General features: G+C 48.7%; 22 protein-coding genes. 9 read left to right on the plus strand and 13 right to left on the minus strand.

Annotated features, from left to right (window positions below; all coding sequences use genetic code 11):
* Positions 1 to 124 precede the first annotated feature (124 nt).
* Positions 125 to 466 carry a hypothetical protein gene (locus tag HC229_RS09780; RefSeq protein WP_191020302.1) on the minus strand — a complete coding sequence of 114 codons (342 nt, stop codon included), beginning with the start codon at positions 464 to 466 and terminating at the stop codon, positions 125 to 127.
* 54 nt (positions 467 to 520) lie between these two features.
* Here HC229_RS09780 and HC229_RS09785 point away from each other — a divergent pair, with 54 nt between their 5' ends.
* Positions 521 to 1,387: a T9SS type A sorting domain-containing protein gene (locus HC229_RS09785; protein ID WP_191020303.1), complete on the plus strand. Its 867-nt coding sequence runs from the start codon at positions 521 to 523 to the stop codon at positions 1,385 to 1,387.
* Between the two features lie 19 nt (positions 1,388 to 1,406).
* On the opposite strand, the gene HC229_RS09790 is transcribed toward HC229_RS09785, so the two are convergent.
* The gene (locus tag HC229_RS09790) at positions 1,407 to 1,691 is read right to left on the minus strand and encodes a GNAT family N-acetyltransferase (RefSeq protein WP_191020304.1); all 285 of its coding nucleotides are present in this window, start codon (positions 1,689 to 1,691) and stop codon (positions 1,407 to 1,409) included.
* A gap of 256 nt (positions 1,692 to 1,947) precedes the next feature.
* Here HC229_RS09790 and HC229_RS09795 point away from each other — a divergent pair, with 256 nt between their 5' ends.
* The 3 genes from HC229_RS09795 (at position 1,948) to HC229_RS09805 (ending at position 4,439) form a co-directional block, all read left to right on the plus strand.
* Complete coding sequence (locus HC229_RS09795; protein ID WP_191020305.1) at positions 1,948 to 2,622, plus strand: lipase family protein; 675 nt, start codon at positions 1,948 to 1,950, stop codon at positions 2,620 to 2,622.
* 96 nt (positions 2,623 to 2,718) lie between these two features.
* Positions 2,719 to 3,612: a lytic transglycosylase domain-containing protein gene (locus HC229_RS09800; RefSeq protein ID WP_191020306.1), complete on the plus strand. Its 894-nt coding sequence runs from the start codon at positions 2,719 to 2,721 to the stop codon at positions 3,610 to 3,612.
* Positions 3,612 to 4,439 carry a sulfite exporter TauE/SafE family protein gene (locus HC229_RS09805; RefSeq protein ID WP_223845576.1) on the plus strand — a complete coding sequence of 276 codons (828 nt, stop codon included), beginning with the start codon at positions 3,612 to 3,614 and terminating at the stop codon, positions 4,437 to 4,439. Before HC229_RS09800 ends, HC229_RS09805 begins: the two co-directional genes overlap by 1 nt.
* Before the next feature lie 132 nt (positions 4,440 to 4,571).
* On the opposite strand, the gene HC229_RS09810 is transcribed toward HC229_RS09805, so the two are convergent.
* Positions 4,572 to 5,087 (minus strand): DUF2892 domain-containing protein, encoded by a 516-nt coding sequence (locus tag HC229_RS09810; protein ID WP_191020308.1) that lies wholly within the window; start codon positions 5,085 to 5,087, stop codon positions 4,572 to 4,574.
* Positions 5,088 to 5,361: 274 nt separating this feature from the next.
* On the opposite strand from HC229_RS09810, the gene HC229_RS09815 reads away from it, so the two are divergent.
* The 4 genes from HC229_RS09815 to HC229_RS09830 all read left to right on the plus strand — a co-directional run bounded on the left by HC229_RS09815 (position 5,362) and on the right by HC229_RS09830 (position 10,621).
* Positions 5,362 to 5,736, plus strand: coding sequence for a hypothetical protein (locus HC229_RS09815; protein WP_191020309.1), 375 nt, complete (start codon positions 5,362 to 5,364; stop codon positions 5,734 to 5,736).
* Between the two features lie 295 nt (positions 5,737 to 6,031).
* The gene (gene rpmH, locus HC229_RS09820) at positions 6,032 to 6,193 is read left to right on the plus strand and encodes a 50S ribosomal protein L34 (protein WP_008464848.1); all 162 of its coding nucleotides are present in this window, start codon (positions 6,032 to 6,034) and stop codon (positions 6,191 to 6,193) included.
* A 154-nt stretch (positions 6,194 to 6,347) separates the two neighbouring features.
* Positions 6,348 to 9,200 carry a carbamoyl-phosphate synthase large subunit gene (carB, locus tag HC229_RS09825; RefSeq protein WP_191020310.1) on the plus strand — a complete coding sequence of 951 codons (2,853 nt, stop codon included), beginning with the start codon at positions 6,348 to 6,350 and terminating at the stop codon, positions 9,198 to 9,200.
* A gap of 143 nt (positions 9,201 to 9,343) precedes the next feature.
* The gene (locus HC229_RS09830; RefSeq protein ID WP_191020311.1) at positions 9,344 to 10,621 is read left to right on the plus strand and encodes a mechanosensitive ion channel family protein; all 1,278 of its coding nucleotides are present in this window, start codon (positions 9,344 to 9,346) and stop codon (positions 10,619 to 10,621) included.
* Between the two features lie 143 nt (positions 10,622 to 10,764).
* Here HC229_RS09830 and HC229_RS09835 read toward each other — a convergent pair whose 3' ends face one another.
* From HC229_RS09835 to HC229_RS09875, 9 genes are all read right to left on the minus strand, one after another.
* On the minus strand, positions 10,765 to 13,374 hold the full coding sequence (locus HC229_RS09835; RefSeq protein ID WP_191020312.1) for a DUF7619 domain-containing protein: 2,610 nt from the start codon (positions 13,372 to 13,374) through the stop codon (positions 10,765 to 10,767).
* A 25-nt stretch (positions 13,375 to 13,399) separates the two neighbouring features.
* Entirely contained in the window at positions 13,400 to 17,299 is a 3,900-nt protein-coding gene (locus tag HC229_RS09840; RefSeq protein ID WP_191020313.1) for a leucine-rich repeat domain-containing protein, read from the minus strand.
* A 60-nt stretch (positions 17,300 to 17,359) separates the two neighbouring features.
* Positions 17,360 to 18,118, minus strand: coding sequence for a LytR/AlgR family response regulator transcription factor (locus tag HC229_RS09845; protein ID WP_191020314.1), 759 nt, complete (start codon positions 18,116 to 18,118; stop codon positions 17,360 to 17,362).
* 237 nt (positions 18,119 to 18,355) lie between these two features.
* The gene (locus HC229_RS09850) at positions 18,356 to 20,287 is read right to left on the minus strand and encodes a tetratricopeptide repeat-containing sensor histidine kinase (protein ID WP_191020315.1); all 1,932 of its coding nucleotides are present in this window, start codon (positions 20,285 to 20,287) and stop codon (positions 18,356 to 18,358) included.
* Positions 20,288 to 20,433: 146 nt separating this feature from the next.
* Entirely contained in the window at positions 20,434 to 20,856 is a 423-nt protein-coding gene (locus tag HC229_RS09855; protein ID WP_191020316.1) for an SRPBCC family protein, read from the minus strand.
* Positions 20,857 to 20,945: 89 nt separating this feature from the next.
* Complete coding sequence (locus HC229_RS09860; RefSeq protein WP_191020317.1) at positions 20,946 to 21,629, minus strand: DUF4919 domain-containing protein; 684 nt, start codon at positions 21,627 to 21,629, stop codon at positions 20,946 to 20,948.
* 68 nt (positions 21,630 to 21,697) lie between these two features.
* Complete coding sequence (locus HC229_RS09865) at positions 21,698 to 22,234, minus strand: acyl-CoA thioesterase (protein ID WP_223845577.1); 537 nt, start codon at positions 22,232 to 22,234, stop codon at positions 21,698 to 21,700.
* On the minus strand, positions 22,231 to 23,604 hold the full coding sequence (gene rmuC, locus HC229_RS09870) for a DNA recombination protein RmuC (RefSeq protein WP_191020318.1): 1,374 nt from the start codon (positions 23,602 to 23,604) through the stop codon (positions 22,231 to 22,233). The genes HC229_RS09865 and rmuC overlap by 4 nt, the downstream gene beginning before the upstream one ends.
* Before the next feature lie 122 nt (positions 23,605 to 23,726).
* Positions 23,727 to 23,996 carry a hypothetical protein gene (locus HC229_RS09875; RefSeq protein ID WP_191020319.1) on the minus strand — a complete coding sequence of 90 codons (270 nt, stop codon included), beginning with the start codon at positions 23,994 to 23,996 and terminating at the stop codon, positions 23,727 to 23,729.
* Between the two features lie 481 nt (positions 23,997 to 24,477).
* Between HC229_RS09875 and HC229_RS09880 the strand changes: the two genes are divergently transcribed.
* Positions 24,478 to 24,849: a VOC family protein gene (locus HC229_RS09880; RefSeq protein ID WP_191020320.1), complete on the plus strand. Its 372-nt coding sequence runs from the start codon at positions 24,478 to 24,480 to the stop codon at positions 24,847 to 24,849.
* An 85-nt stretch (positions 24,850 to 24,934) separates the two neighbouring features.
* Here the strand turns inward: HC229_RS09880 and HC229_RS09885 are convergent, their stop codons facing one another.
* A complete protein-coding gene (locus tag HC229_RS09885) occupies positions 24,935 to 26,356 on the minus strand; it encodes an MATE family efflux transporter (RefSeq protein ID WP_191020321.1) in 1,422 nt (473 codons plus the stop codon).
* Positions 26,357 to 26,513: the final 157 nt, after the last annotated feature.

The raw sequence follows: 26,513 nt of genomic DNA on the forward strand, positions 1-26,513 counted from the left end.
AGGTTTTTTCTTAATTTTTGACTTCCAAAAAAAGCCGCCACCACCCACCCGTAAAAATATCGGAATCCCACATACCTCCAATACAGAAAAACTGTACAAATTCTTAAATCTTCCAACCGCGTCCCTAATACCGCGAATGAAACCGCACTTTCGTAATCCGGTACACATTTATCCCGTACAATTCGATAAACTCATACGTGTGTCGCCCCGGATGCTTGAAATCGACCAACCGCTCAGCTGAAATCTCATAGTACATTTTCTCGCCTTCCATCATCAAACGCGCACCGTTGTTGCGATAAGCCGAACGCAGTAGCGTAAATTCAGACAAGTTCCAGGTGGTCAGATTCGCGTCGAACGTATCGCCATGCGAATACAAACCTTCGGTAATTTCAGTAAGGTCGCCATAATACTTTTGGATGCTTTCGAAGAAATCGACAACTTGTTCGCGAAGTTCGTTTGAGATCATAAATTCCAGGCTTGTCCGTCCAGCGGAATTAGTAGTTTTGTACAAACGCAAGATATGAGAAAATTATTACTTCTGTGGTTGATGGTAAGCGGTGTTGTCGTTATGGCCCAAGAGCCCCATCCGCCGGGATGTTCGTCCTATGATGTGCTCGACTACGATATGGACGGCGTCTACACGATCAACGTCGACCGCTTCCTCGAAATCGCCATTCCATTTCTTTCAGAAAGGATAGACTACGATCTGGCGGCAAATTACACATTCACCGTAAACGTGAATGAGGTAAGCGCGTCCCATATAATTACCGGAAATTACACCCATAATGAACCCGGTTCCTATTCCATGGATATTGTCTTCAACTACACCGGACCCGGACCAGAATACGTGCCCGCCGTTTATTACGAGTCGTTCGGATATTTAAGCTGTTTTGTCGTAATGGGCTTCGATCCTTCCGGTGATGAAGATTCAGACGGCATTCTCAACGCAGACGAAGACCTTGACCAGGACGGCGTCTTACACGACGATAGCGATGGTGACGGGAATTTCGACTATTCGGATCAAGATGACGACGACGACGGAGTGCCAACGATAGACGAAGATTACAACGGCAATGGCAATCCTGCAGATGACGACACGAATTCTGACGGAACACCCGATTATCTCGATCCAGATGTTGCGCTGTCGTTGAATCCAATTGGCTCAAATAAGATTGGAATGTATCCCAACCCGGTTTCGGAGGTACTCTATCTCGACGAAACGGCAAAGGGTTGTGAATTTTCCCTTCATGCGCTTGACGGCAAACAGGTTGACCAGGGTAGATTGTCTCAAGGCGAATTGAATGTTTCCAAGTTGAACCGCGGTGTGTATCTGCTAAGAATCAAAACACCGACGAGCGTTGTAGTACAAAAGCTGGTGAAGCAATAAAAACGCCCTTGGTTGGGCGCTAGATCTTGATTCCCGGCGGCAACAAATCTTTATAGGCAGGATTTTTCCGGAAGAAAGCCGCGATTTTGGGAAACGTCGGAACCACTTTAAGATTGCGTTCGCGGGCACCGTCGAGGATTTGGCGCAACATCCCACCAATGAATTCCTCGTCTTCGAAACCTTCAGGCGATACGATGCGCGTCAGGAAAATCTTGCGTTCCTGATGCGAATATTCGACCGTTACAAGTTTGCCGTTGGCATCAGCCTCAAATTGCCGTTGAAAAGTATTGTCCTTTATTTCCATAGTAAAATTTCTTTTGCGCTCCACGATTGATATGGGAAGCGGTTCGTTGATCAGGATCCGGGAAAGCCGATAGCCGGTCGTCGGGAAACACAACCCGAATCGGCTGCTGCCCGATGAGGGCGAAAGCGGCCTCCATAATCACAATTTCTTGATAAAATGATTTTGACGATACGACGCGTTCGGGGCGAAACGAGTATTTTTATGCAAATTTCGCGATTTTATCGGTGACGAGCTGTTAGTAATCCGTTAAACATTTATGAGGAAAATTCCCGTATATTTTATGCCAGGCCTTGCCGCCAGTCCCGAGATTTTCGAACGCATACAATTGCCCGAAGATCAGTTTGAGACCCACTTTCTTGAATGGAGTCTGCCCGAACCAGGGGAAAGCCTCACGGAATACGCGCGCCGCATGTGCATTCACGTCACGGACGAAGATGCGGTATTGATAGGCGTTTCCTTCGGAGGCGTTTTGGTGCAGGAAATGGCGCAGTTCGCCAAGCCGTCAAAAGTCATCATCATTTCGAGTGTGAAAAGCAATCTCCAGTTTCCGCTGAGGATGCGGCTTACCAAGTATACCAAGCTCTACAAGATTTTTCCGACTCATCTGGCTTCGGATTTCGGGCGGTTTGAAAAATTGCCGTTCGGATCGAAATTCCGCCAGCGCCTCAAGCTTTACGAGAAATTTCTGGCCATGCGCGACAAGATTTACCTCGATTGGGCGTTGGAACAAATCATCTTGTGGAAACGATCGGTCGCTGACCAAAACGTGATTCACATCCATGGCGATTCGGACGAAGTGTTTCCGGCGAAATACATCACCACCGATTACATTCCCGTAAAAGGCGGCACACACATCATGATTCTCAATAAATACAAATGGCTCAATGAGAATCTGCCGAAAATTATCTTGGGTGAACCGATACAACAGTAACCAGTCAATAAGGATGACGAAGTGGCGCTGGGAAAGAAGTCAGATCGCCTTTCGCTTAAATTCGTAGTTTTACAAATAGATTAAAATAGATTTCTCATGAATCCGATACAAAAATTAGGCATTATTTCCGCTGCCGTGATGGCGAGCAGTTTTCTTATATATGGTGTTTCCACCGATACCAAAAAACAAATACTTAAAGAGGGCACGGCAATGTACTTTCCGACGCAAGCCGATTTTTGTGGCGAACAGGTGCCGTTGCAAATTGCCGACGTTCGCGAACGCCTCGACCGAGAGTTGCTGGTCAACGCCAATCTCGATGCGACGACGTTGATCATTCTCAAACGTGCCAACCGCGCCTTTCCGATAATCGAACCCATCCTGGCAAAAAACGGCGTTCCTGACGATTTCAAGTACCTCGCCGTGATAGAAAGCGGCCTCGTCAACGCGGTTTCTCCCGCCGGGGCGCGCGGCATCTGGCAATTCATGCCCGCCACTGCAAAAGAGAAAGGCATGGAAGTCAACGAAGTCGTGGACGAACGTTACCACCTCGAAAAATCGACCGAGGCGGCATGCCGGTATCTGCTCGATTCAAAGGCGCGGCTTGGCAGCTGGACGCTGGCGGCGGCTTCCTACAACGGAGGCGTGGCCGGTGTCACCAAGCAGATCGATTTCCAGAAAGTCACAAATTATTATGATTTGCTGTTGACCGAAGAAACCGCTCGCTATGTATTCCGGATCCTTGCGCTAAAGGAAATCATGAAGAATCCTGCGCTTTACGGGTTCACGGTGGCGCCAGAGGAAACATATCCCTTACTTCCGGTACGAAAAGTAGAAGTTGATTCGACGATAAACGATCTTGCGGCCTTTGCGAACGGCCAGGGCATCAATTACAAAATACTGAAGATCCACAATCCTTGGCTGCGCGACCGGAAATTGACGAACGTGGCGCGCAAGAAATACGTGATCGACATCCCGACAAGCGGTTATTGATGGACAGTTTCTGGATTCTCATCCTTATCGGACTGTGCATCGGGACCATCGGCACGCTCATCGGAGCCGGCGGTGGTTTTATCCTCGTGCCGTTGTTGCTGGTCTTTCATCCCGAATTCGATCCGGGGACGGTGACGGCCATTTCGATGGCGGTCGTCGCGGCGAATTCCATTTCCGGGACGTCTGCTTATATGTACAACAAAAAAGTCGACTATAAAGCAGGACTTATTTTTGCGGTTTGCACGATTCCGGGCTCGATTTTGGGCGTGATGACTTCGAAATCAATGGAAAAAGGAACCTTCGATGTGGCATTCAGCGTGATCCTCATCGGATTGGCAATATTTCTTTTCGTAAAAGGCGGGAAGGCCAAGCCTCAAGGCAAAGTCGTGGTGGAGCACCAAGGTTGGACGCATCGCAAACTTATCGATCGCTCCGGAACTGTCCACGAATACAGTTACGATTGGAGAAAAGGTACGTTTTTGAGCGTCGTCGTAGGTTATCTTTCTCCGATTTTGGGAATCGGCGGCGGCATCATACACGTCCCGGCAATGGTAGAGTGGCTGCGTTTTCCGGTTCATATCGCTACCGCGACCTCTCACTTCATCCTTGCGATCATGGCGTCGGCCACGGTAATTACACACTATGTAGACGGAAGTTACGCTTCGGCTGAAGTCCAACATTTAGTATTGTGGCTGATCATCGGTATCATTCCCGGGGCCCAGATTGGCGCACGGTTGTCGCATAAGATACAGGGAAAGGCAATAATCCGGTCGCTTGCCGTTTGTCTTTGCGTAGTGGGAATCCGGATTTTGTTTGGCGCGATGTGATTCCAGTTCGCGAACCGTGGCTAAAAATTGCATTTGGCAGCGTTGTTCCCTAGTCAGAAAATAAAAAAACCGTCCAATTAGAACGGTTTTTTTTGTTGGATAAAGCTGAAGCCGAAACTTCATCTCAATGTATCAGATTCGCTTCAATTGCTCTTTAAGCATCGTTATCTGGTCTTTAAGCATATTTTGTTTGTCGAGTTTTTTGGCTTCAGCGAGCAAATTCTGGGCCTCGATCTTGCGACGTCGGCTTGCGGCGATCCCGGCGAGCTGCAACTTTACGACCGCCATGTCCATATCCATCGTCAATCCGTATTCGACCGCCTTCTTGAAATATTTCTCGGCCTGGTTCAGGTTCGTCTGGGAAACCATGATGCCCTGAAGGTAGTTGTAATATCCTTTCTGCTTGCGAACCAAAGCCGTTTCAGGGTTTTTGATGTGGGCCAACCATTTTTGGGCGCCCGGAAAATCCTGTTTTCTCAATTTGAGGAATGCGAGGATGATGAACTCATTTTTGAAATAGAGCAAAACCGGGAGCAAAGACAGCAAAATCAAAAAGATCCCGTTCCCGATGTTGCCTTCCGTGAATTGCCAGATCGCCAAAGCGAAAATCACGACAGCAATACCGATTTTTATGTTTTTATTGAACATGGTGTGTTTTTTAGCGCGGCAAAGATAGGGTTAATTAGCGAATTGGTCAATTAGCGAATTAGCGAATTAGCGAATTAGTCAATTAGCGAATTAGTTAATTAGATAATTAGATAATTGAAGATGCTTTCGTTCGATATCGCGGAAACGATTGCTGCGTCAGGCACGAACTCAGGTCAGCATATAACAAACGATCAAAAACGGACGACAAAGAATCACAATGTTAATACAAACAGCGTGCTTTGGGCTGTGGAACGACTACCTTTAAAAAAAAATCATGTCAAACAAGAGCAAAAAACAATTCGGAGTCTGGATGGATTCCCAAAGCGCGACGATAGTGGGCCAAAAAGGATTTGACGGCGCTTTCATCGTGCTCGACAACGTCCGAAATGCCGGAGCAGACGGGAATTCCAACGAGAATGCCGCCAACAATCAGGAAATCAGCCTGACGAAAAAGTTTTTCAAAGAGATTGCTTCCAAAATGCAAAATGCCGACGAAATCCACATTACCGGAACCGGGCAGATCCAGGAGCAATTCGCAAGTTTCCTGAACGAGACGCCACAATACAAAAACACAAAAGCAAGCGAAAGCACCTCCAACAGGATGAGTGACGAGGCCCTGACGTCGTTTTTCATAAAGCACTTCAACTGAACGGTCACGACAGACGGGGCTGGCAAATGCAAATTTTCAGGTGGTACGCAAGCCTTTCAGAAGAAGTACCTGTTATAAACTACACCGTTGCGATACAAAAATTAAAGACGGTTTTCGCGTCACTGCTAAAGCGTCTGATCTATAAAGTCCGAACTCCGTAAAGGCCAATAAAATATTTTTTCAAAACCACTTGGTAAAAAAGAAATTCTCCATATATTTGCACTCGGTTTTGAAAACACCCGATCACTGCCGAATCAAACGAAAGTTATACACGATATTTAAAGATAGTTAAGCGATGAGCAAAAGAACATTTCAACCATCAAAGAGAAAGAGAAGAAACAAGCACGGTTTCATGGATAGAATGGCCTCTGCCAATGGTAGAAAGGTACTTGCCCGTCGTCGTGCGAAAGGACGTCACAAACTGACTGTTTCTTCTGAGCCAAGACACAAAAAATAATGTTGGAGACAGCATTTCAAAAGGCGTTATCTTAAGTGGTTACGCCTTTTTTTATACCCAAAAAATTTTGTTTACGGTTTGAAGTTTAAAGTTGTTGGCGAACGTCTTAACTTTAAACCATAACTTAAAACTACAACAACACAACTAAAGTTACATGCCAAAAGACACCTCCATCAAATCTGTCCTCATCATAGGATCCGGCCCAATCGTAATCGGGCAGGCCTGTGAATTCGACTATGCCGGTTCCCAATCGGCTCGCTCGATTCGCGAAGAGGGCATCGAAGTCATCCTGATCAATTCGAATCCGGCCACGATCATGACCGACCCGAGCATGGCCGACCACGTTTACCTCAAGCCGCTCACGACCAAATCGATCATCGAGATACTGAAAGCGCATCCGCAAATCGACGCGGTCCTGCCTACAATGGGCGGGCAAACGGCGCTTAACCTATGTCTCGAGGCCGAAGAAAAAGGCATTTGGGAAGATTTCAACGTAAAATTGATCGGTGTCGACATCAACGCGATCAACATTACCGAAGACCGCGAACAGTTCAAGCAATTGCTCGAGCGCATCGGCATTCCGGCTGCTCCCGCTAAAACCGCGACCTCGTTTTTGAAAGGAAAGGAAATCGCACAGGAATTCGGTTTTCCGCTCGTCATTCGTCCATCGTTTACGCTTGGCGGAACAGGCGCAGCTTTCGTCCACAAAAAAGAAGAATTCGACGAACTTTTGACACGCGGCCTCGAAGCTTCTCCGATCCACGAAGTCTTGATCGACAAGGCCTTGTTGGGCTGGAAGGAATACGAACTCGAACTTTTGCGCGATAAGAACGACAATGTCGTGATCATCTGTTCGATCGAGAATATGGATCCGATGGGAATCCACACCGGAGATTCGATCACGGTCGCTCCGGCGATGACGCTCTCTGACGCGACGTTCCAGAAAATGCGCGATATGGCGATCAAAATGATGCGATCGATCGGAAATTTCGCCGGCGGTTGCAACGTGCAGTTCGCCGTGTCTCCCGATGAAAAAGAAGAGATCGTCGCCATTGAAATCAACCCGCGGGTTTCGCGTTCCTCGGCTCTTGCATCAAAAGCAACGGGTTATCCGATCGCAAAAATCGCATCCAAACTTGCTTTGGGCTACAATCTCGACGAGCTCCAAAACCAAATCACCAAATCTACATCGGCACTTTTCGAACCGACGCTCGATTACGTCATCGTCAAAATCCCGCGCTGGAATTTCGACAAATTCGAAGGCGCCGACCGAACGCTTGGCTTGCAGATGAAATCGGTAGGCGAGGTGATGGGCATCGGACGTTCGTTCCAGGAGGCGCTCCACAAAGCCACGCAATCGCTCGAAATAAAACGCAACGGTCTCGGAGCCGATGGGAAAGGCTATAAAAATTACGAACAGATCATCGAAAAATTGACGTTCGCAAGTTGGGATCGCGTGTTTGTGATTTACGACGCGATCGCGATGGGAATTCCGCTTTCGAGAATCCATGAAATCACAAAGATCGATATGTGGTTTTTGAAGCAATACGAGGAATTGTACGCGCTCGAAAAGGAAATTTCGAATTACAAGATCGACAATCTGCCGAAGGAATTGCTTCTAGAGGCCAAACAAAAAGGTTTCGCCGACAGGCAGATCGCCCACATGATGGGTTGTCTCGAATCCCAAGTCTACAACCTGCGCGAACAGATGGACGTCAAACGCGTCTACAAGCTCGTCGATACGTGCGCCGCGGAATTCAAGGCGAAAACACCATATTATTATTCGACCTTCGAGGCTGAAATCCAACGTGGGGACGGAACAACTTATGTTTCCAACGAAAGCGTGGTGTCGGACAAAAAGAAAGTCGTCGTCCTGGGCTCAGGCCCGAACCGCATCGGGCAAGGGATCGAATTCGACTATTCCTGCGTTCACGGCGTTTTGGCCGCGAAAGAGTGCGGATACGAAACGATCATGATAAACTGCAATCCGGAGACGGTTTCGACAGATTTCGACACGGCCGACAAATTGTATTTCGAACCGGTTTTCTGGGAACATATCTACGACATCATCCGACACGAAAATCCGGTGGGCGTCATCGTCCAGCTTGGCGGACAGACCGCTTTGAAACTGGCCGAAAAGCTCGACCGTTACGGTATCAAAATCCTCGGAACAAGTTTTGACGCACTCGACCTGGCCGAAGACCGCGGACGTTTTTCGGAGCTTTTGGAGTCGCTTCACATTCCGTTCCCGAAATTCGGTGTCGCGGAATCTGCCGAAGAAGCCTCCCAACTCGCCGACGTGCTCGACTTCCCGCTTTTGGTGCGCCCGTCTTATGTTCTCGGCGGACAGGGTATGAAGATCGTCATCAACAAACAGGAACTTGAGGAGCACGTCATCGACCTTCTCAAAAGCATTCCCGGAAATAAATTATTGCTCGACAATTATCTCGATGGGGCGATTGAAGCCGAAGCCGATGCGATTTGCGACGGAGAAGACGTATACATCATCGGGATCATGGAGCATATCGAACCGTGCGGCATACACTCGGGTGATTCCAACGCGACATTGCCTCCTTTCAACCTTGGTGAATTCGTGATGCAGCAAATCAAGGATCATACGAAGAAAATCGCCCTTGCGTTGAAAACAGTCGGATTGATCAACATTCAATTTGCGATCAAAGACGATACGGTCTACATCATCGAAGCCAATCCGCGGGCATCGCGAACGGTTCCTTTTATCGCAAAAGCGTACGGCGAACCTTACGTGAATTATGCGACAAAGGTGATGTTGGGCGAGAAAAAGGTCAAGGATTTTACCTTCAACCCTAAACTCAACGGATTCGCGATCAAGCAACCAGTATTCTCCTTTTCGAAATTTCACGGCGTCAACAAAGCGCTCGGGCCGGAAATGAAGTCTACCGGCGAAAGCATTTTGTTCATCGACGATTTGAAGGACGACCAATTCTATGAGTTGTATTCGCGCCGCAAAATGTATCTGTCGAAGTAAAAAAGCGATTTTTATATGACATAAAAAAGGCCCTGGTGTAGAACCGGGGCTTTTGCTTTATCCCAACGTCAGTCTGCCTATTTGTCCGAAATCTTGGCGTTGCGGTCGGGATTCGTTTTTTTTGTGTAAAATCTGTATGCCATATGGAAACTACCGTAGCAAAAGCGCAATCGCAAGTATATAACGAAGTCCTTGAAATTTTGTTGGATTGGGGACTTTCCAGAGATGCGGCCCACATCGCAAACGCCATTCTGCTGCTGCTTTGCCTGGGGCTCGTATTGTTCCTGGCCGATCATCTGTTCCGAAAGATCTTGCTGTATTTCATCATCAGGGCCGTCCGGAAATCGCGGACGCGTCTCGACGATTACTTGTTGCGCAACCGCGTCGTCAAATATTTCATGCACATTGTCACGGTGGTCGTGGCCCAACAATTCCTTCCGTTGATTTTCCTCGGTTTTCCGGGACTCATCAACGGCACGCTCAAACTTACCGACGTTTTGCTGATCGCCGCCGTCGGAATGTTTCTCAACGCCGTCCAGAGATCGCTGAGGGATTGGCTCAAATCCAAAAAAGCGTTCGAGGACAAACCGATCGACAGTTATGCCCAGGTATTGACCATCCTGATTTTTTTTGTCTGCGGCATCATGATTTTTTCGCTGCTGACGGGTCAGTCGCCTTATGCGTTCCTGATTTCGCTCGGGGCGGCTTCGGCTGTGCTGCTGTTGATTTTTAAGGACACGATCCTCGGATTCGTCGCCAGCATCCAGGTTTCGGCCAACGACATGGTGCGCGTCGGCGATTGGGTCGAAATGCCGAAATACGGAGCCGACGGAGACGTACTGTCGATCAATTTGGCGACGGTCAAAATCCGGAATTTCGATCGCACGATTACAACGGTCCCAACCTACGCTTTTATCTCCGATTCCTTCAAGAACTGGCGCGGCATGCAGGAATCGGGCGGGCGTCGCATCAAAAGGTCGATACACCTCAAGATGAGCAGTTTTCGATTTTTGGACGCGGACGACATCGAAAAATTCAAAAAGTACCGTCTCATCCGCGATTATATCACGCAAAGGGAAAACGAAATCGCGCAACACAACAAAAACATTGATGCCGAATCAATTTCGGTCAACATACGCAGGATGAGCAATATCGGAGTTTTCAGGGTGTATGCCGAAGCGTACCTCAAGGAGAACAAGCGTCTCCACAAAAACATGACGACGATGGTGCGCCAGCTTTCGCCTACGCCTCAGGGGCTTCCTCTCGAGATTTATTGCTTTACGAACGATATCCGTTGGGTAAATTACGAAGTCATCATCGCGGACATTTTCGATCATTTGATGACCATCGTTCCCGAGTTCGGGCTCCGGATTTTCGAAGAGCCAGCCGGGGATGACTTTCGCGACCGAGTGCCGGTTTGAGTGGCCAGTATTGGCGTTGACGACCGATTCCGATAAAAGACAAACCCTGTCACTATTTCAACCAGTGACAGGGCAATTGTTTAGGATCGACCCGTTGGCGACAAAAGGCTCGTCGCCGGGAGCATCCGAATATTGGGAAATCGCTATTTCCGGGCTACTTTCTGTACCGAAACTCCACTCTCTGTCCGTATCCTCAAAAAGTACAAGCCCGTGCTTCTCGCGGATAGGTCTATCGTGCCCGAATTTAGGGATTGCTGCAGCAACCTTCCCTGAACGTCGAACAATTCAAGCGATTTTACTGGCGAATCTGATTTTATGCCGACCAGTCCCGCAGACGGGTTCGGGTAAACCGAAACACTGTCTTCTGCTGCGACGTCGGGCGTTTTGAGCGCTTCGAAAACCGTTTCGGCATCGTTGGTTTCGATAGGGAAATTGTAGTCGAAGAAGATGTTGGCCTGTTTGTTAACCGAATCTCCATTTGTGAGAGCGGAATTCGATTTGATCTTGAACAGAACATTGCCGTGTCCGCCAACCGCGGGATCGCCTTGGGCCGGCGCAAGTTCAATCGTCTCGAAGACGAATTCGACTCGGTTTCCGGTCACGCGCGAATACGAATTATGAGACGTACTCAACAATTGGAGCGAGTTGACATCGTACAACGCGGGATCGATGTCGATGCGTACCACGACATTTTCAGCTTCCGCATTCCCGAGGTTTTCAAAGTTGACCATATAATGCAGGTAATTTCCTATCGCCGAGGGATCGACACTTTCGCCTTCAAGACAAAGGATTTCGTTCGGGTCGAACGCATTCGTGACGGTGTGATTCAATGTAAAGGCGTTGTCCGAAGGGTTTTCATCCCCGGAAACCGGATCGATGCTGGCCGAATAAGTAAGGATATCGTCAAGGTTCACAGCCGGCGTTTCCATCGGGCCGTTGATGTTGAGCTTCACGAAGATCACGCGTACCTCGAACGGCAGCAAATTGCTGTAATTCCATTGCATTTGTCCGGCGCTTTGCACGTCCGGCGCAACCGAAACATTTTCGAGATCCATTACGGAGTCGTCATACTGGAACGTCACGTTGCCGGATAAAATCTGGTTGCCCTTGTTTTTGTAGACGATCTTATATTCGGTGTCGAAACCAGGGCGTGCGCGGTCGACAGGTGCAATCACGACTTCAGCGTCCGCATGGATCCCGTTTGCCGACACGCAGAAATCATGGGTGGCGACATTGTTGTTCGTATTGGTGAAAAGCGACGTCGCAGTTGTAGGAGAGAACGTGAAAAACGTCGGATTCTCCACTTGTGGCGCAACCGTAAAATTGCCAATTTGCGTATAAAAGTTATAGTTTCCGTTCGCTGTAGAAAACGTGGCTCCGGCAGTCGCTCCACCGGCAATGGCCAGTTTGATGTTCGGTTGTTGCATGTCGGAAGCGTCGCAGCCGTTGTTGTCGCCATCGAATAAAATCGAACCGGTGATCGTATTGTAATCGCCTCCCGGAGTAAAACTGCAATAGGTGCTTACCGATGCATCGGCGTAACCCAAATCGATCAATTTTTGCAGGAACAGCGCTTCTTCTCCTTCGTCGGCACAAATATATTGCAGATTTGGAATGTCGGACAGGTCGAGCGTCTGGACGGGCATGGTCAGGAAGCCGTTCTTGAGGAAAATGGTTTCCATCGGATTGTTGCTGCAGTCAAGGTTAATAAGCTGCGATTGGGAACCGTCTATCGTGGTCAGCAAATTATTTTCGCAGATCAACGCGCCAAGTCTCGGAACGCCGGTCAAATCGAGGTTCGTGATCTGGTTGTCCTCACAAAGCAAAGCGAGCAGGTTCGGCGTGTGGCTCAGGTCGATGGTCGTCAATTGGTTGAATCCGAGGATCATGAACCGAAGTTGCGAAAGCCCCGTGAAGTCAAGCGATGCAAATTGGTTGTCCGACGCGCTGAAAGCTTCCAGAAGGGGCACGGGGCTCAGGTCGATCGACGCGAATTGGTTGTGGTAGATGTCCAATTGCTTCAAATTCGGGACAGGCGTCAAATCGACAGACGTGAAAAGATTCCCGCCAATGTTGAGGCTCTGCAGCGTGGCGTGCCCGGTCAAATCGATTGTCGTCAACTGGTTTGCGGCGCAGTCGAGGTTGGTCAAATTCACGTTAGCCGAAATATCAATGCTGGTCAGGTTATTCCCGCCGACGATCAAAATCTGCAACCCGGTCAAAGGCGATACATCGATCGCTGACAAATCATTTTGGGTGAGGTTGATCTCGTTCAGCATCGTGAAATCGGTGAGATCTATAAACGCGATCTGGTTGTTCGAACAATTCAGTTTTTGCAATTGAGGCGCAAAAGGAATGTCGAGAGCGGTAAGTATATTGTAGCTGCAATCGAGCGTCCAGAGCGAACCAAGGAACGTGAAGTCGATCTCCGAAATCTGGTTGTGGGCGCACTTGAAATTGCGCAGGTTAGGGAAATTGTCAATGATGTCGAGGTTGGTAACACGCGGCCCTGTCCAATTGTAGGGATTGCTGATGTCCAACCCGTAGACCGCCAGTGCTTCGCCGTAGCTTATTTCGCCGTCTGTGTTGGCGTCTATGGCGATGTTGGTTCCCATATTGTCCTGGGCGATGGCGTTCGACGGCCCCGATTCCAGCAATTTAGCCTTCAAAACCGCGTCGGTTATGGGTATGTTTTGGGCTTTGGCGAGACCGGCCGTCAGCAATATTGAAGCAATTATGGTGATTTTTTTCATAATATCTGATTTCGATGATTGGGAACTATTGTTTTACGGCTTTCACTATTTTTTCACCCGACCCGGTATGGATACGGATAAAGTAGATTCCGGTCGCGCGTGACGAAAGATCTACGGAAGCGGCATTCTCGTCCAGTATATTCGTCTGCAAGATGCGTCCCTGGATGTCAAACACTTCGACTTTAGAGATATGGAAAGCGCTTTTGATGTTCAGTATGGATTGGGTAGGGTTAGGATAAACGCTTATCGTGTCGTCCTGGTCGACGTCCGGCGTGCCGAGCAGTTGGAACGTGGTGCGCGCGGGATCTGTGTCTATAGGGGCATTGTAGTCAAAGAAGATGCTCGCGGTATTTTCGACAATCGTACCTTCAGTCAACGTAGGCAACGTCTTGATCTTGAACAGCACGTTTCCATGACCTCCAACCGGCGGATCTCCCGCAGCGGGTGCAAGATCGATGTCCGCAAAAATAAATTCGACGACGTTGCCCTGGATGTTCGCCCTCATCGCATGTGACGCGTACAGCACCTGCAACGTACTGATGTCGAACTTCGTGGTGTCGATGACGTCCCGAATGACGACGTTGACGGCTTCGGCAGTTCCTAAATTTTCAAATTGGATGTTGTAATGCAGGTAGTTCCCAATTTGTGACGAGGAAACCACATCGCCTTCGAGACAGGTCTTGGCGTTAGGGTCATACGATCCAATCACGGTTTGGGTAAGCGTAAATTGGTTGTCAGATGGGATCTCATCTCCCGAAGCAGGCGTGATGGATGCAGCGAAAGTCAGGATGTCGCCGTTGTTCACCGGAGGCGTCTCGACCGGCGTATTGATGTTCAGCGTTAAAGTGATGCTGCGGTTCTCGAACGGCATCAGGTTGACGTAGTTCCACGATAAATTGTTTATCGCCGTATTGTCCGGAGCAGGCAAAGCGTTGACGAGGTCTGATTTCGTATCGTCGAATGCAAGGGAAACCATGCCAGAAAGCATTTGATTGCCTTTGTTCTTATACACGATTTTATAGCGGGCGTCGAATCCAGGTCGGGCCGGTTCCAAAGGCGCGACGACTACTTCGAGGTCGGGATGGGCGCCTACCGCGGCAATGCAAAAGTTCTGGATAGCGGTATTGTTGTTGTTATTGGCGAATTCGAACGCTGCCGATGCTGGCGTAAACTGGAACCACGTCGGATTCTCCACGTTCGGGGCAACCGTATAGTTTCCGGCGTTCGCAAAGAACGAGTATTCGCCGTTGATATTGGTAACGGTGGCGCCAGTCGTGGTGCCGTCGTTGATGTCGAATCGCACGAAAGGATTGACTTCGTCGGTAACTTCGCAACCATCGTTATCCACATCGAAAATCGCAATTCCCTCAATTGTATTGAAGTCGCCTCCAGGGGCAAACGAACAATAGGTGTTGGAAACCGTCGCATTCATTCCAAGGTCGTTGAGCGTAGTCTGGACCGCTTCGAGCTCGTCGGCATCGGCGCAAATGTATTGGAGCGTCGGGTTACCGCTGAAATCGACGGGCGTCGTGTTGCCGTTTTTCATGAAAAGGGAAGTCAACAGGTTCATACGGCAAGTAACTTCCTGCAGCGCACCGGCGTTGTTGAGATCCAGCGTCGTCAGTTGGTTGTCCGAACAATTGAAGTATTGCAAATCCGGCATGTTACTGACATCCAAAGTCGTAGTTTGCGTTCCCATGCAAGTAAGTAAAATAAGGTTGGTAAGCGGCGCCACATCAAGATCGGGCAGCGCATTCAACGAATAGTCGAGGTGCGTCAGGGCCGTGTGTCCGGTCAGGTCAAGAGTTGTCAATTGGTTGTTGCCGCAAAACAAGATCCGGATGTTGTTCAGTCCTGCAATGTCGAGGTCAGTAAGCAAATTGGAAGAGCAGTTCAACAATTCGAGGTCGTTCATGTGGCTTACTTCAAGCGCCGCCAATTGATTTTGTGAACAGTCGAGTGATTTCAGGTTGGCCAACGTAGACAAATCAAGGCTCGTGAGCTGGTTGAAACCGCAGCCCAGCGTCTCGAGGTTTGTCAGGCCGGAAACGTCAAGGCTAGTCAGGTTGTTTCCTTTGCATGAAAGGGATTTGAGGTTTGTCGACAATCCGCTCACATTGGAAAGCGTAAGCTCGTTGAACGAATAATCGAGCGATTCCAGACTTGTCAAGCCGCTAAGGTTGAGCGTCGTGAGTTGGTTGCTGGAACAGTTCAACGATTTGAGGTTGGTAAGGTCGAGTACGTTCAGGGTAACCAATTGGTTGTTTGAACAGGTTAGGGTTTCCAGGCTCGGAAGGTTGACCAGGTTCAGGTTCGCCAATTGATTGTAATTGTAATCCAGCGTTTTGAGGCTCACAAGGCCGGTAAGGTCGAGATTGGCAATGTGATTATAGGCGCAGTACAATATTTCAAGATGCGTCAGGTTGCTCACATTCAGGCTCGTGAGTTGCTGGAAACTGCAGCTCAAGGATTTGAGGTTTGTCAGATGGTTCACCTCAAGCGAGGTCAGCGTGCCCAGATCGTTGGCGATGCCATCGCAAGAAAGGGTTTCGAGGCTTGTCAATCCGGTAAGGTCAAGTTCATCCAGCAAACTCCACGAACAATTGAGGTTTTTGAGGTTTGACAGCCCGGCCACGTTCAAGTTCGTCAAATGTCCTTCCACAAGTCCATTGACGACGTAGCCGCTGCCACAAGTCAGATCTTCGAGATTGGACAAGCCCGACGCGTCAAGGCTGGTCATCGGGTTGACCGAACAGTTGAGCTTGACCAGGTTCGGCAAGTTCGTCAGGTTAAGCGACGATATTTGGTTGTACGAGCAATCCAGTTCCGTAAGCGAAGCAAGGTTGGCCAGGTTGAGCGAGGTCAGGGCTCCGGAACTGCAATGTAGTTTTTCCAGATTCGGCAAGCCGCTGAGGTTCATGCTTGTCAGACCCGTAGAAAACAACACCTTTAAATTTTCAAGCGCCGGCAGGTTCGAAAGCGTAAGGTTCGTCAGTTCCGGGTTACCGCTGCATTCGATTTCCGAAAGGTTCGTCAGTCCATTTACAACCAGGCTTGAAAATTTGTTGCTGCCGCAGCTCAATTTAGTCAGTTGAGACAGACTGTTCACATTCAGGCTCGTGATTTCGTTGTTGGCACAGTCCAACTCCACGAGGTTGACGAGGCCGTTGATCGAGAAATCAGTCAGCCTGTTGCCGTTGCAATTGAGTTTCGTCACGGAATTCGGGACGCCGTTGAGGTTCAGAATACGGTTGGTGGCACAGTTGAGTTCCGTCAAATGGACGAGATCGTTGACGTTGAGGTTCACGATTCGGTTCATCGAGCAATTGAGCGTCGTAAGATTGGGCGCTCCCGATGCGTCGAGATTGCTTAGCAAATTTCCGAAAAGGTTCAGTGTCAATAGATTCTGAAGACCGTTTACGTTGACGCTGGTGAGCGACGAAAAGCTGCATGAGATATGCTCAAGATTGGTCAATGCGGTAAAATCGATAGATGTCAGGCTGTACATCGAGATGCACTGGAAAGTCGTCAAACCGGACAAACTGCCGATATCCAACGTGGTCATGTATTGCAGATCCAGTAAAATCAGCGTTTTAAGATTGGGCATAGCGGGAAATTCGGCCGATGCCATTTGATTTGTCCTGATATGCAGCGTTTCAAGATTGCTGAAACTCCCTATCCCGGTAATTCCGGTAACAGCGTAATTTTTGATTATCAGATATTTAACGGCTTGCGCTTCGCTAACCTGGATCTGGCCGTCGCTATTGGCATCGATCGCGATCCAATCGTCGTTGAAATTCTTGGCGATCTGTTCCGTAGGGCTCGCCTCCAGCAGGTTTGCCTTGAACTGAGGATCGGGGATATCTACGAGCTGGGCGTTTACCATGGCGGTAATCATCAGCAAAAAGAGTAGTATTTGTTTCATGATTCGTTTATTAATGTTCGGTTTTTGATTTTTTTCCAGGTGTGATGACTTGTTCGCCCGCTATAACGTTCGTATGAGTTCCTGCAATTTTTCCTTTTTGCTTTGTGCGATCGGAATAGTGGTGTTGTCCGACATGATCACGTATCCACCGTCTGACCTGATATACGACTTGAGGTACGACAGGTTGATCAAATGCGACTGATGGACGCGCTCAAACCCGTGCTCGCTGAGGATTTCCTCGTATTCCTTCAGCGTTCTCGAAATCAGCACCGGTTTGTGGTTTTTGATGTAAAACTGGGTGTAATTCACTTTGGCCTCGCAACGGATGATGTCGGCCACGTCAAACAAATGGATGCCGTCGCTCGTCGAAAGCGCGATTCTTTTGAAATTGTCGACTTTCTTGCGGATATTCTCCAACAACAAATCGATGTGCTCGAACGAACTGTTCTGGTTCACGACTTCCTTGATCTTTCCAATCGTGTGCTGTAGTTCCTCGAAATCGACGGGTTTGAGGATAAAATCAAGAGCCGAAAACTTGAACGCCTTGACCGCATATTGCTCGTGGGCGGTGATAAAGACAATGTGTGCCTTGATTTTGCCCTGGTCGGACAATTTTTCAAGCATGTCGAAACCCGTTCCGTCGCTCAGATGGATGTCAAGGAAAATCACCTGAGGCTTGTATTTCTGTACGGCTTCGATCCCGGTCTTGACGCTTTCCGCTTCGCCGATTATCGCGATGTCGTCGGTATAGCGCTCGAGCAAGGCCTTGAGCCCGGTGCGCAGGTGGTGGTCGTCGTCTATGAGTATGGCTTTGATCATGTTTATCGTTTATTCGTTGATTGTTATTGGTTCATTTGAGGATTCGTCTGCGCCTCCGCTCGTTATTCACACTTATCATTCGCTAATTCACGCATTCGCTAACTCGCTATTGACACATTCGCTAATTCGCTAATTGACACATTCGCTAATTCGCTAATCGACACATTCGCTAATTCACTAATCGACACATTCGCTAATTCGCTAATTCGCTAATTCGCTAATTATCTAATCATCTAATCACGAAACATATTGAACCGGCAAGCGCAACACCACCTTCGTACCTGGTTTTCCGTAATCGTTGGTTTCCGAGATATCGATCTGGGCTGATTTCGCCGTCTTCGATTCCATGATCTCCAATCGTTTTTTCGTGATCTCGAGCGCCATCGATTTATGGGCGGTCATCGAATTTTCCTTGAGCGACTGGGATTGGGCAATGCCGATGCCGTCGTCCTTTATCGTGCAAAGCAGCTGTCCGTTTTCGACATCGAAATCCACGAGGATGTGTCCGAAACCTTCTTTGGGAACCATGCCGTGCAAGATGGCGTTCTCCACGAAGGGTTGCACGAGAAGCGGTGGTAATCCCATGTTGAATTCGACCTTTTCGCTTGAGCGGATTTCGAAATCGAACTTATTGTGAAAGCGCAACTGCTCGAGCTCAAGGTAGTTTTGCAGGCTTTCGATTTCCTTGTCTATCGGAATCAGCGAACCTTTTGAATATTCGAGCGTCAAACGCATCAGTTTCGAGAATTTCGACAGATAGCGCAACGCCGAATCCGTGCCGTTCTGGACGATAAAACTCGAGATCGATCCGAGGCAGTTGAATACAAAATGCGGGTTCATCTGCAAATGCAAAGCTTTCTGCTCGTATTCGGCTACTTCTTTTTGAAGCGTCAGTCGGCGTTTGACCTGGCGACGGTTGTAAATGGCCACTATCAGCCCGATGAGCAGCAACAGCACCAAAGCGGAAAGCAAAATAAGTTGCGTCTGCCGTTTGTTTTGTTCCTTGAGCAACGCCTCTTTCTTCTGATATTCGAAATTCATCTCGGCCAACGCGAATTTGCGAGTGTTCTCCTCGTTGATGATCTTGTCGCGAGAGGCGATGTATTTTTTGTAGAATTCGAGCGCCTTGCCAGGCTGTCCGGCGTCTTCGAAAAGCCCGCTGAGCAGTTCCTCGGCGTGGTATTGCTGGTTCAATGCATTGATGGACGTTGCGTATTCAAGCGACTTTTGTGCAAAACCGAGCGCTTTTTCCGGCTGATTCTGGTCGCGATACAACAACCCGAGGTTGAAATAGGCCAGGGAAGCCCCAAATTTATTTCCCATCGCCTCGTAAATTTTTATCGATTCCTGATATTCAAAATCTGCCTTGGCGAGGTTGCCCAGTTTTCGGTAATAATCGCCAAGTTGGTTGTGCAACAGTCCGATGCCGCGTTGGTTGCCGCTGTCGACGAGTATCGACTGTGCGCGATCGTAGTGATTCCGGGCTTTTTCGGTTTCTCCTTTCTCGAAGAAGATCGTTCCGATATTGAGCAACGTCACACCGGCAGACTGTTCCCCGGTCTCCTGCTGTAATGCGAAGGCTTTCTGAAGATATTCCAGGGCTTTGTTTTGGTTGCCCTGTGATTTGTACACGATGCCGATGTTGTTGTAAGCGCGCGACATCATTGGCTTATTGGCCGTTTGCGTGAACAACGTCAGGGCTTTTTGGTAATCGGCCAATGCTCTTGCATAATCGCTTTCTTCCGAAAAAACCACTGCAGAGCTGGCGTAGGCGCGTCCCAATGCGTTTTTGACGGTATTGTTTCGGGTGTCGTCGGAAAGCAAATCCTCAAAAAGTTGCTGGGATTGCCCGATGACAGCCAAGGCTTTTTTATACTCACCCGAGATGATCATCGCATTTCCCTGGTTCTGGTAAGCCGAGGCCAGGCCGAAATCGTAATCGGAACTTTGGGCCAATCGCTGGGCCTCTGCGGCAAAAAACAACGTGGAATCCGGGTTGCTTTCGCGATAGAAGTTTGCCAGGTGGTTGTAGGCGTTTATGCGTACCGTGTCTACTTTCGTATCGCGGACAATGCGCTTTAAGCTGTCGGCCGCGGTGTGCTGGGACTGCACAAGGCCCGAGGCGCTTATGGCCAATACGGTTGTCAGAATGTGTATGTTGCTCTTCACGGCGCTTCGGTTAGTTTATCTGGAAACAAAGATAGAGGAAGCATTTAGACAACGTTAACGGTTTGATTATTCCCGAGACTTGGGTTATTATTCTTAGGGTACGGGTTTTTCGGGCATAAAAAAGCCCCGTATCAACGGGGCTCGAATCAATTGTTTTCTGTGTATCGCTTAAAATTGTCGAGTATCGACTGCCAGCCGTCGCGCTGCATTTCGATCGGATTTTGGTTTTCGGCTTCAAACGTTTCGACGATGTTCACTTCGGCTTGATCCTGCTCGAAGGCAATCGTGACCTTCCGTCCGTCTTCCAATTCGTAAGCAAGTGATTTGTTGGGCGTCACGTCGGAATACGTTCCGGCAAAATCGAAACTGAACGAGCCATCTTTCGCGGCCATGGTGTAGATGAATTTTCCACCGACGGTCAAATCGTTTTGGGCTTTTGGCGTGTGCCAGTCGTCCGAAGCATTGTTCCATTTGACAACATGCTCAGGATCGTTCCAGTATTTCCAGACTTTTTCTATCGGTGCTTTGACGTTGGCTTTGATCGTGACGGCTTGGTTTGCAGTTTCCATAATTGTTTTCTTTGTGGTTATGAAGCAAAGATAAGACAGACTTCCAGACGGTAAGGTTCGGTAAAACGACAATCAACGGGTGGATTGCGTTATTTGCCGAATTGCTTTTCCATAAAATCCATACTCGCGGAAACATCGAAATACAAGCCTTTTATCTTATCGGGATTTTCGGTTACCTCCAGAAAATCGTAATGACCGTCGACCAATGATTGCTTTCCGGCGGGTTGGTAGCCCAGGATGTTCAACAACTGGTACTCGTCCCCGACGCTGGTTACGTAAAAGGCGGTCGCCGTCGACTTGCCGTCTCCTGAGCTCATGAGCGCGTCCACCGTGATCTTCATTTGGCCTAACGTCGTATGAAACAGCGTTATATCCTTGATCTGCTCGCTCGCGTAAAGCATGACGTTCATCATTCTCAGGTCGAAAGGGTTGTCGGCGAGCACCGCTTTGCCAAGCGAAACTACTTTTAGGGCATCGGCATCAGAGAGTGGTTTCTTTTGCAGGATCGGACGCAATTCCTCCATCTGCTTTGGAATGCCGTACGGATTATAGCGCTTCTGATAGCGAAATCCGTAATAGAGATGGCGCTTCTGTCCCAACGTCATCGTCGTGTCTCCTTTTTGGAATTTTTGCATGAGTTTGGGATAATGGTAATCGGAAGACGGATCCGAAATTGCGGTTTCAATCCTGGCGTAATCCGGTTTTTCGGGAGCTTCCTGCGCCAGGACTGCCAGTGCCGAAAGGGTAAAAAGGAATAGGAATATTTTTTTCATGTCATTTGGATTTCAAAATCGGATTATAGATGTTGTAATAGGTACAAGCGGCATTTCCGCTAACGCGTTCAACGCAAAATTTTCACGTTATAAAGCTCCAGTTCCGCTATCGCTTCCATTGATTTATAATCGAACGTTTCCTCGTGGTTTTTATGCGCTTTTTTGTCCGAAATCCGCCTCAGCGCCTTAAAAAACCGTCTTAAGTCATCGTCGCACGTTAGCACAAGTCCGGGAACGATTACATTTTCGCCTGCCTTATTCTTGGCGACCATCGTAAAATAGGACGAATTGCAATGTTTGGAAACACCTGTCGTAATGTTTTCGGAATCGACGCGAATGCCCACCACCATAGAGCTTTTTCCGACATAGTTTACCGAGGCCGTGACGAGTTCCCCGATTTCTATCGGATTCAGGAAGTCGACCGTATCGACGGAGGCCGTCACGCAATAATGGCCGGAGAATTTGCTCGCGCAGGCAAACGCGATCTGGTCCATGAGCGACAAAATGTAGCCGCCGTGAATTTTACCTGAAAAGTTGGAGTGGCTCGGCAACATGAGTTCCGAAATCGTCACGTAAGACGATTCTATCGATTTATATTCCATCATTCTTCGAGTAGTTTGTCCATTTCGGCATCGGCTCTCCTAAGGATGTTTTCGGGAAGCGCTTTCTTGGCTTTTGCTCCCATTTTTTTGAGGCGTTCTACGCTCGTGATGAGGTTTCCTTTCCCGTCGACAAGTTTGTTCATTGCGTTGTCGTATTCGTTTTTCGAGTCCTTGATCTTATTCCCGATTTTGACCAAGTCGTCAACAAACCCATGGAATTTGTCGTATAAAGCGCCCGCCTGACGCGCAATTTCATAAGCGTTTTCCTGTTGTTTCTGGTTCGTCCACATCGAATCGATCGTGCGAAGCGTCGCCAGCAACGTAGAAGGCGTCACGATTACGATGTTCTTTTCGAACGCCCGGTTGTACAACGTCTGGTCTTCGTTAAGCGCAATCGCGAATGCGGGTTCTATCGGGATAAAAAGCAAAACAAAGTCAGGGCTTTCCATCTGGTACAAATCGTGGTAGTTCTTCTCGCCGAGCTGTTCGACATGGCGCTTAATAGACGATACGTGTTCCTTTAGGTGCAACGTCTTGGTCATGTCATCTTCGTCATTGCAGAATTTCTCGTAAGCGACAAGCGACACTTTCGAATCGATGACCATTTTCTTTCCGTCCGGCAGGTTCACCACGACGTCCGGGAAGACGCGTTGGCCGAATTCGTTCGTGAAACTTTGCTGAACTTCGTACTCCCGACCTTTTTCCAAACCTGATTTTTCGAGCACGCGTTCCAAAACCAGCTCGCCCCAGTTGCCCTGCATTTTCGAATCGCCTTTGAGCGCTTTGGTCAGGTTTACCGTCTCGCGGCTCATCTGTTCGTTCATTTCGCGCAAGCCCAGGATTTGTTGACGCAACGCGGCGTGGTAGTCGATCGATTCCTTATGCGTGTCTTCGACTTTCTTTTCGAACAATTGGATTTTTTCCTGTAAAGGCGAAAGAATGTTGGCGAGGTTGGCTCTGTTCTGCTCGGTAAATTTGAGCGACTTTTCGTCGAGGATCTTATTGGCGAGGTTTTCAAATTCCTTCGTGAATTTTTCCTGCAATTGCTCGACTTCCGATCGCTGTTCCCGATGTTTTTCGTAGAGGTTCGCGTAATCGGCCTCTTTTTTCGTGAGTTGGATCGCAAGCGCTTCTTTTTCTATCCTGAGATTCTGGATTTCCGACAACTGGCGTTCCATCGATTTTTCCGAATGGATGCGTTCCGACTGTTGCTGCTGCCGGATGAGCTCCAATTGCGAATTGGCCGACAACAGTTTTTCTCCGAGAGCGGTAGTCGCCGTTTTTGAATCCGCGGCCGCCATCGTTTTTCCGATAAGGTAGCCAACGCCAAGCGCGACGCAAAAAACGATTGCGGTGATCAGGTAAGGATTCATGTTGGGTGGATTAAAAAGTAAAGGTAATGAAAAAGTCGCCGGGTGCCTGTGTGACCAGTCTCTTGTCCATAAAAAAAATGGCCCGCAATTGCGAACCATTCGTATAGGTAGATTTCTATATGTTACGACATCCCGAACTGGGAATCAAAACTCTTATTCCTGATTCTCTCGCGAGAATAGCTATTGTACATAAAACTGCGCGCCTTTGGTCTCTTGAACTTGGCAAGCGGCAAATTGATCACGATGCCCAGTATCGAAATAAAGATCAGCGTGAGCAGCATGCCCATGTAAATAAGGTAATTGCTTTCTGAAGATAATCTGAAATCAACCGCGAAAAAATACGTTGACGCGACCAGTGCCAGGGCAGATATGAGGAGTGATACTGATTTCATGACTCTTTGTTTTTAGGTTATCGATGAGTGAATAGGAGCATTTCATTTTCCTTGATGCTAAATTACTTTTTCGGCCCTCGAGAATTTTTACATAATTTTAAGATAGAGTTACATTATTGACTTTAACATTTTGTATTGGATTTAAATTGTTAATTATCAGGAGCTCATCCGGCTGTCCGCTACTAGTTTTCGCGGTTCGGGCGCTTTTTTGCAACTCGTCGGCCGGGCTTCCTTCGGTCGCCGTCCACCTTCGGCAAAAAATGCGCCCGAACCTCAAAAAGCTGGCCGCTTCCATCCGGGCTAACCATCAAACATCGGTCATTCGCGACTCGACAATCGTCATTCGGCATCGCTGCATCATTATCGATTTGACGTTGTCCCAAAGCGCGCCATCAAATTTCCACATATCGAATTAAGTTCCTATTTTAGTTTATCGTCATCGAAATCCAATTGTTTCATCGTCTAATACATAATCATCCAAATGTCAAAAATCCTCGGCCTCCGCACCACGATCTACAAAGTCGACAACCTCAAAGCCGCTACGGAATGGTATTCGAAAGCGTTTCAAATCGAGCCCTACTTCAACGAACCTTTTCATGTTGGTTTCAACGTTGCCGGTTACGAACTTGGGCTCCAGCCTGAAGAAAATGCCTCGGCGAAAAAAATCGAGAGCGTCCTGACCTATTGGGGCGTAGACGACATCGAATCGGAATACAAACGGTTTATCGACCTCGGCGCTACCGAACACGAGCCGCCAACGAACGTAGGTGGGGAAATTGTCGTGGCATCGGTGAAAGACGCCTGGGGCAATATCATAGGATTGATCTACAACCCTGAATTCAAACCGGAATAATCGCGGTCGACTTCCTCAAAACGCAAGGCCAGGAACAAACGGTGTTTCCTGGCCTCGTTTTTATTTTGATTTAACTCGCCTGAACCTATACTTGAATTGTTTTCCAGCGACCACGCTTGAACAGGATGACACCTGCGATCGTAATGGCGGTTTCGGCGACGGGAATCGCGATAAAAACGCCTGTGGGTCCCATTTCAAACGTCTTGGCCAGCAAATAGGCGAGAGGAATCTGGAAAAACCAAAACCCGAAAAGGTTGATCCACGTCGGTGTTTTGGTATCGCCGGAACCGTTGAATGCGTTGATCATCACCATCCCGATCCCGTAAAAAATGTAGCCGCACGCCATGATCCTGACTGCTTGCGTCCCGATTTCACGAACGGCCGGATCGTTGCTGAACACGCCCGCAAGCCATTCAGCACCTACAAGCGACAAAATCATCACCGCGCCCATGTAAATCGCATTGAAACGGGCAGTGACCAACACAGATCGCTCGGCGCGCTCAACCTGTTTGGCGCCGAGATTTTGCCCGACCAACGTTGCGGCCGCTCCGCTCAATCCCCAGGCGGGAAGCATGAAGAACATCATTAGCCTTAGGGATGTTTGGTAACCCGCCGAGCCGACGTCGCCCCCGGTAGTGGCCACCAGCTGGGCCAGAAAAATCCAGCTGCACGAAGCGATCACGAATTGTCCGACAGCCGGAGCCGAAATTTTCGCAATGTGTTTGATCTGTTCCCAGTGCGGCCTGAAATACGACAGGTAAACCACGATCACGCCCTTTCCGTTGAACAAATGATACAACTGGTAGCAAACGCCTAAGCTGCGCCCTATCGTCGTCGCGATCGCCGCTCCGTTGAGACCGAGAGCCGGGATAGGGCCAAGGCCGTTGATCAATATCGGACATAAGATTATATTGGCGATGTTAGCCACCCACAAACTCTTCATGGCGATCGCGGCGTTTCCGGCCCCGCGGAAAATCCCGTTGAAAAGGAACAGGCAAATGATGATAAGGCTCGAACCCATCATGATGCGCACGAACGTCGTTCCGTAAAGTGCGGCTTCGTTGGATGCGCCCATGAATTTCAGGATATCCGTAGCGAAAATAATCCCGAAAATGCTGATGAACAGGTTGATTCCGAAAGCGATCAGGACGGCCTGGATCCCCGCTCTTGAGGCGGCTTCCGGGTTCTTTTCGCCTACGCGCCTCGCCACGACGGCCGTTGCGGCCATACTGATCCCGATGGCGAGTGAATAGATGATCGTCAAAACCGATTCGGTCAAACCGACGGCCTGGATCGCGAAACTGCTGTGTTCGAGGTGTCCGACGAAGTAAAGATCGACAAGCGCGAACACGGATTCCATCATCATCTCGAGCATCATCGGAATGGCGAGCAACACTACGGAAACGCGGATCCCGCCTGTCGTGAGATCGATATATTCGCCATTAAGCGAGCGTTTTATTATGGAAACAAAGGCAGATAGTTTGCCTGAAAAAGTCTTCTGTGACATTTGTATTGATTGTAAAAATGAGATATAACCGGCTTTCGCAGACGTGCGATGTGGTAGAAATTCGCCTGTATGGATTGTCCCGATTTGCTAAAAAACGAGGACGGCTGAAACAATCATAGTCCGAAGCATAAGCGACAAAAATAATCGTTTTATCCAA

The organism is Flavobacterium selenitireducens (assembly GCF_014748335.1).
GTDB classification, from domain to species: domain Bacteria; phylum Bacteroidota; class Bacteroidia; order Flavobacteriales; family Flavobacteriaceae; genus Flavobacterium; species Flavobacterium selenitireducens.

Coding starts and splice junctions, on each gene's coding strand:
- HC229_RS09780 (WP_191020302.1), bottom strand. CDS start 466: ATGATCTCAAACGAACTTCGCGAACAAGTTGTCGATTTCTTCGAAAGC.
- HC229_RS09785 (WP_191020303.1), top strand. CDS start 521: ATGAGAAAATTATTACTTCTGTGGTTGATGGTAAGCGGTGTTGTCGTT.
- HC229_RS09790 (WP_191020304.1), bottom strand. CDS start 1,691: ATGGAAATAAAGGACAATACTTTTCAACGGCAATTTGAGGCTGATGCC.
- HC229_RS09795 (WP_191020305.1), top strand. CDS start 1,948: ATGAGGAAAATTCCCGTATATTTTATGCCAGGCCTTGCCGCCAGTCCC.
- HC229_RS09800 (WP_191020306.1), top strand. CDS start 2,719: ATGAATCCGATACAAAAATTAGGCATTATTTCCGCTGCCGTGATGGCG.
- HC229_RS09805 (WP_223845576.1), top strand. CDS start 3,612: ATGGACAGTTTCTGGATTCTCATCCTTATCGGACTGTGCATCGGGACC.
- HC229_RS09810 (WP_191020308.1), bottom strand. CDS start 5,087: ATGTTCAATAAAAACATAAAAATCGGTATTGCTGTCGTGATTTTCGCT.
- HC229_RS09815 (WP_191020309.1), top strand. CDS start 5,362: ATGTCAAACAAGAGCAAAAAACAATTCGGAGTCTGGATGGATTCCCAA.
- rpmH (WP_008464848.1), top strand. CDS start 6,032: ATGAGCAAAAGAACATTTCAACCATCAAAGAGAAAGAGAAGAAACAAG.
- carB (WP_191020310.1), top strand. CDS start 6,348: ATGCCAAAAGACACCTCCATCAAATCTGTCCTCATCATAGGATCCGGC.
- HC229_RS09830 (WP_191020311.1), top strand. CDS start 9,344: ATGGAAACTACCGTAGCAAAAGCGCAATCGCAAGTATATAACGAAGTC.
- HC229_RS09835 (WP_191020312.1), bottom strand. CDS start 13,374: ATGAAAAAAATCACCATAATTGCTTCAATATTGCTGACGGCCGGTCTC.
- HC229_RS09840 (WP_191020313.1), bottom strand. CDS start 17,299: ATGAAACAAATACTACTCTTTTTGCTGATGATTACCGCCATGGTAAAC.
- HC229_RS09845 (WP_191020314.1), bottom strand. CDS start 18,118: ATGATCAAAGCCATACTCATAGACGACGACCACCACCTGCGCACCGGG.
- HC229_RS09855 (WP_191020316.1), bottom strand. CDS start 20,856: ATGGAAACTGCAAACCAAGCCGTCACGATCAAAGCCAACGTCAAAGCA.
- HC229_RS09860 (WP_191020317.1), bottom strand. CDS start 21,629: ATGAAAAAAATATTCCTATTCCTTTTTACCCTTTCGGCACTGGCAGTC.
- HC229_RS09865 (WP_223845577.1), bottom strand. CDS start 22,234: ATGATGGAATATAAATCGATAGAATCGTCTTACGTGACGATTTCGGAA.
- rmuC (WP_191020318.1), bottom strand. CDS start 23,604: ATGAATCCTTACCTGATCACCGCAATCGTTTTTTGCGTCGCGCTTGGC.
- HC229_RS09875 (WP_191020319.1), bottom strand. CDS start 23,996: ATGAAATCAGTATCACTCCTCATATCTGCCCTGGCACTGGTCGCGTCA.
- HC229_RS09880 (WP_191020320.1), top strand. CDS start 24,478: ATGTCAAAAATCCTCGGCCTCCGCACCACGATCTACAAAGTCGACAAC.
- HC229_RS09885 (WP_191020321.1), bottom strand. CDS start 26,356: ATGTCACAGAAGACTTTTTCAGGCAAACTATCTGCCTTTGTTTCCATA.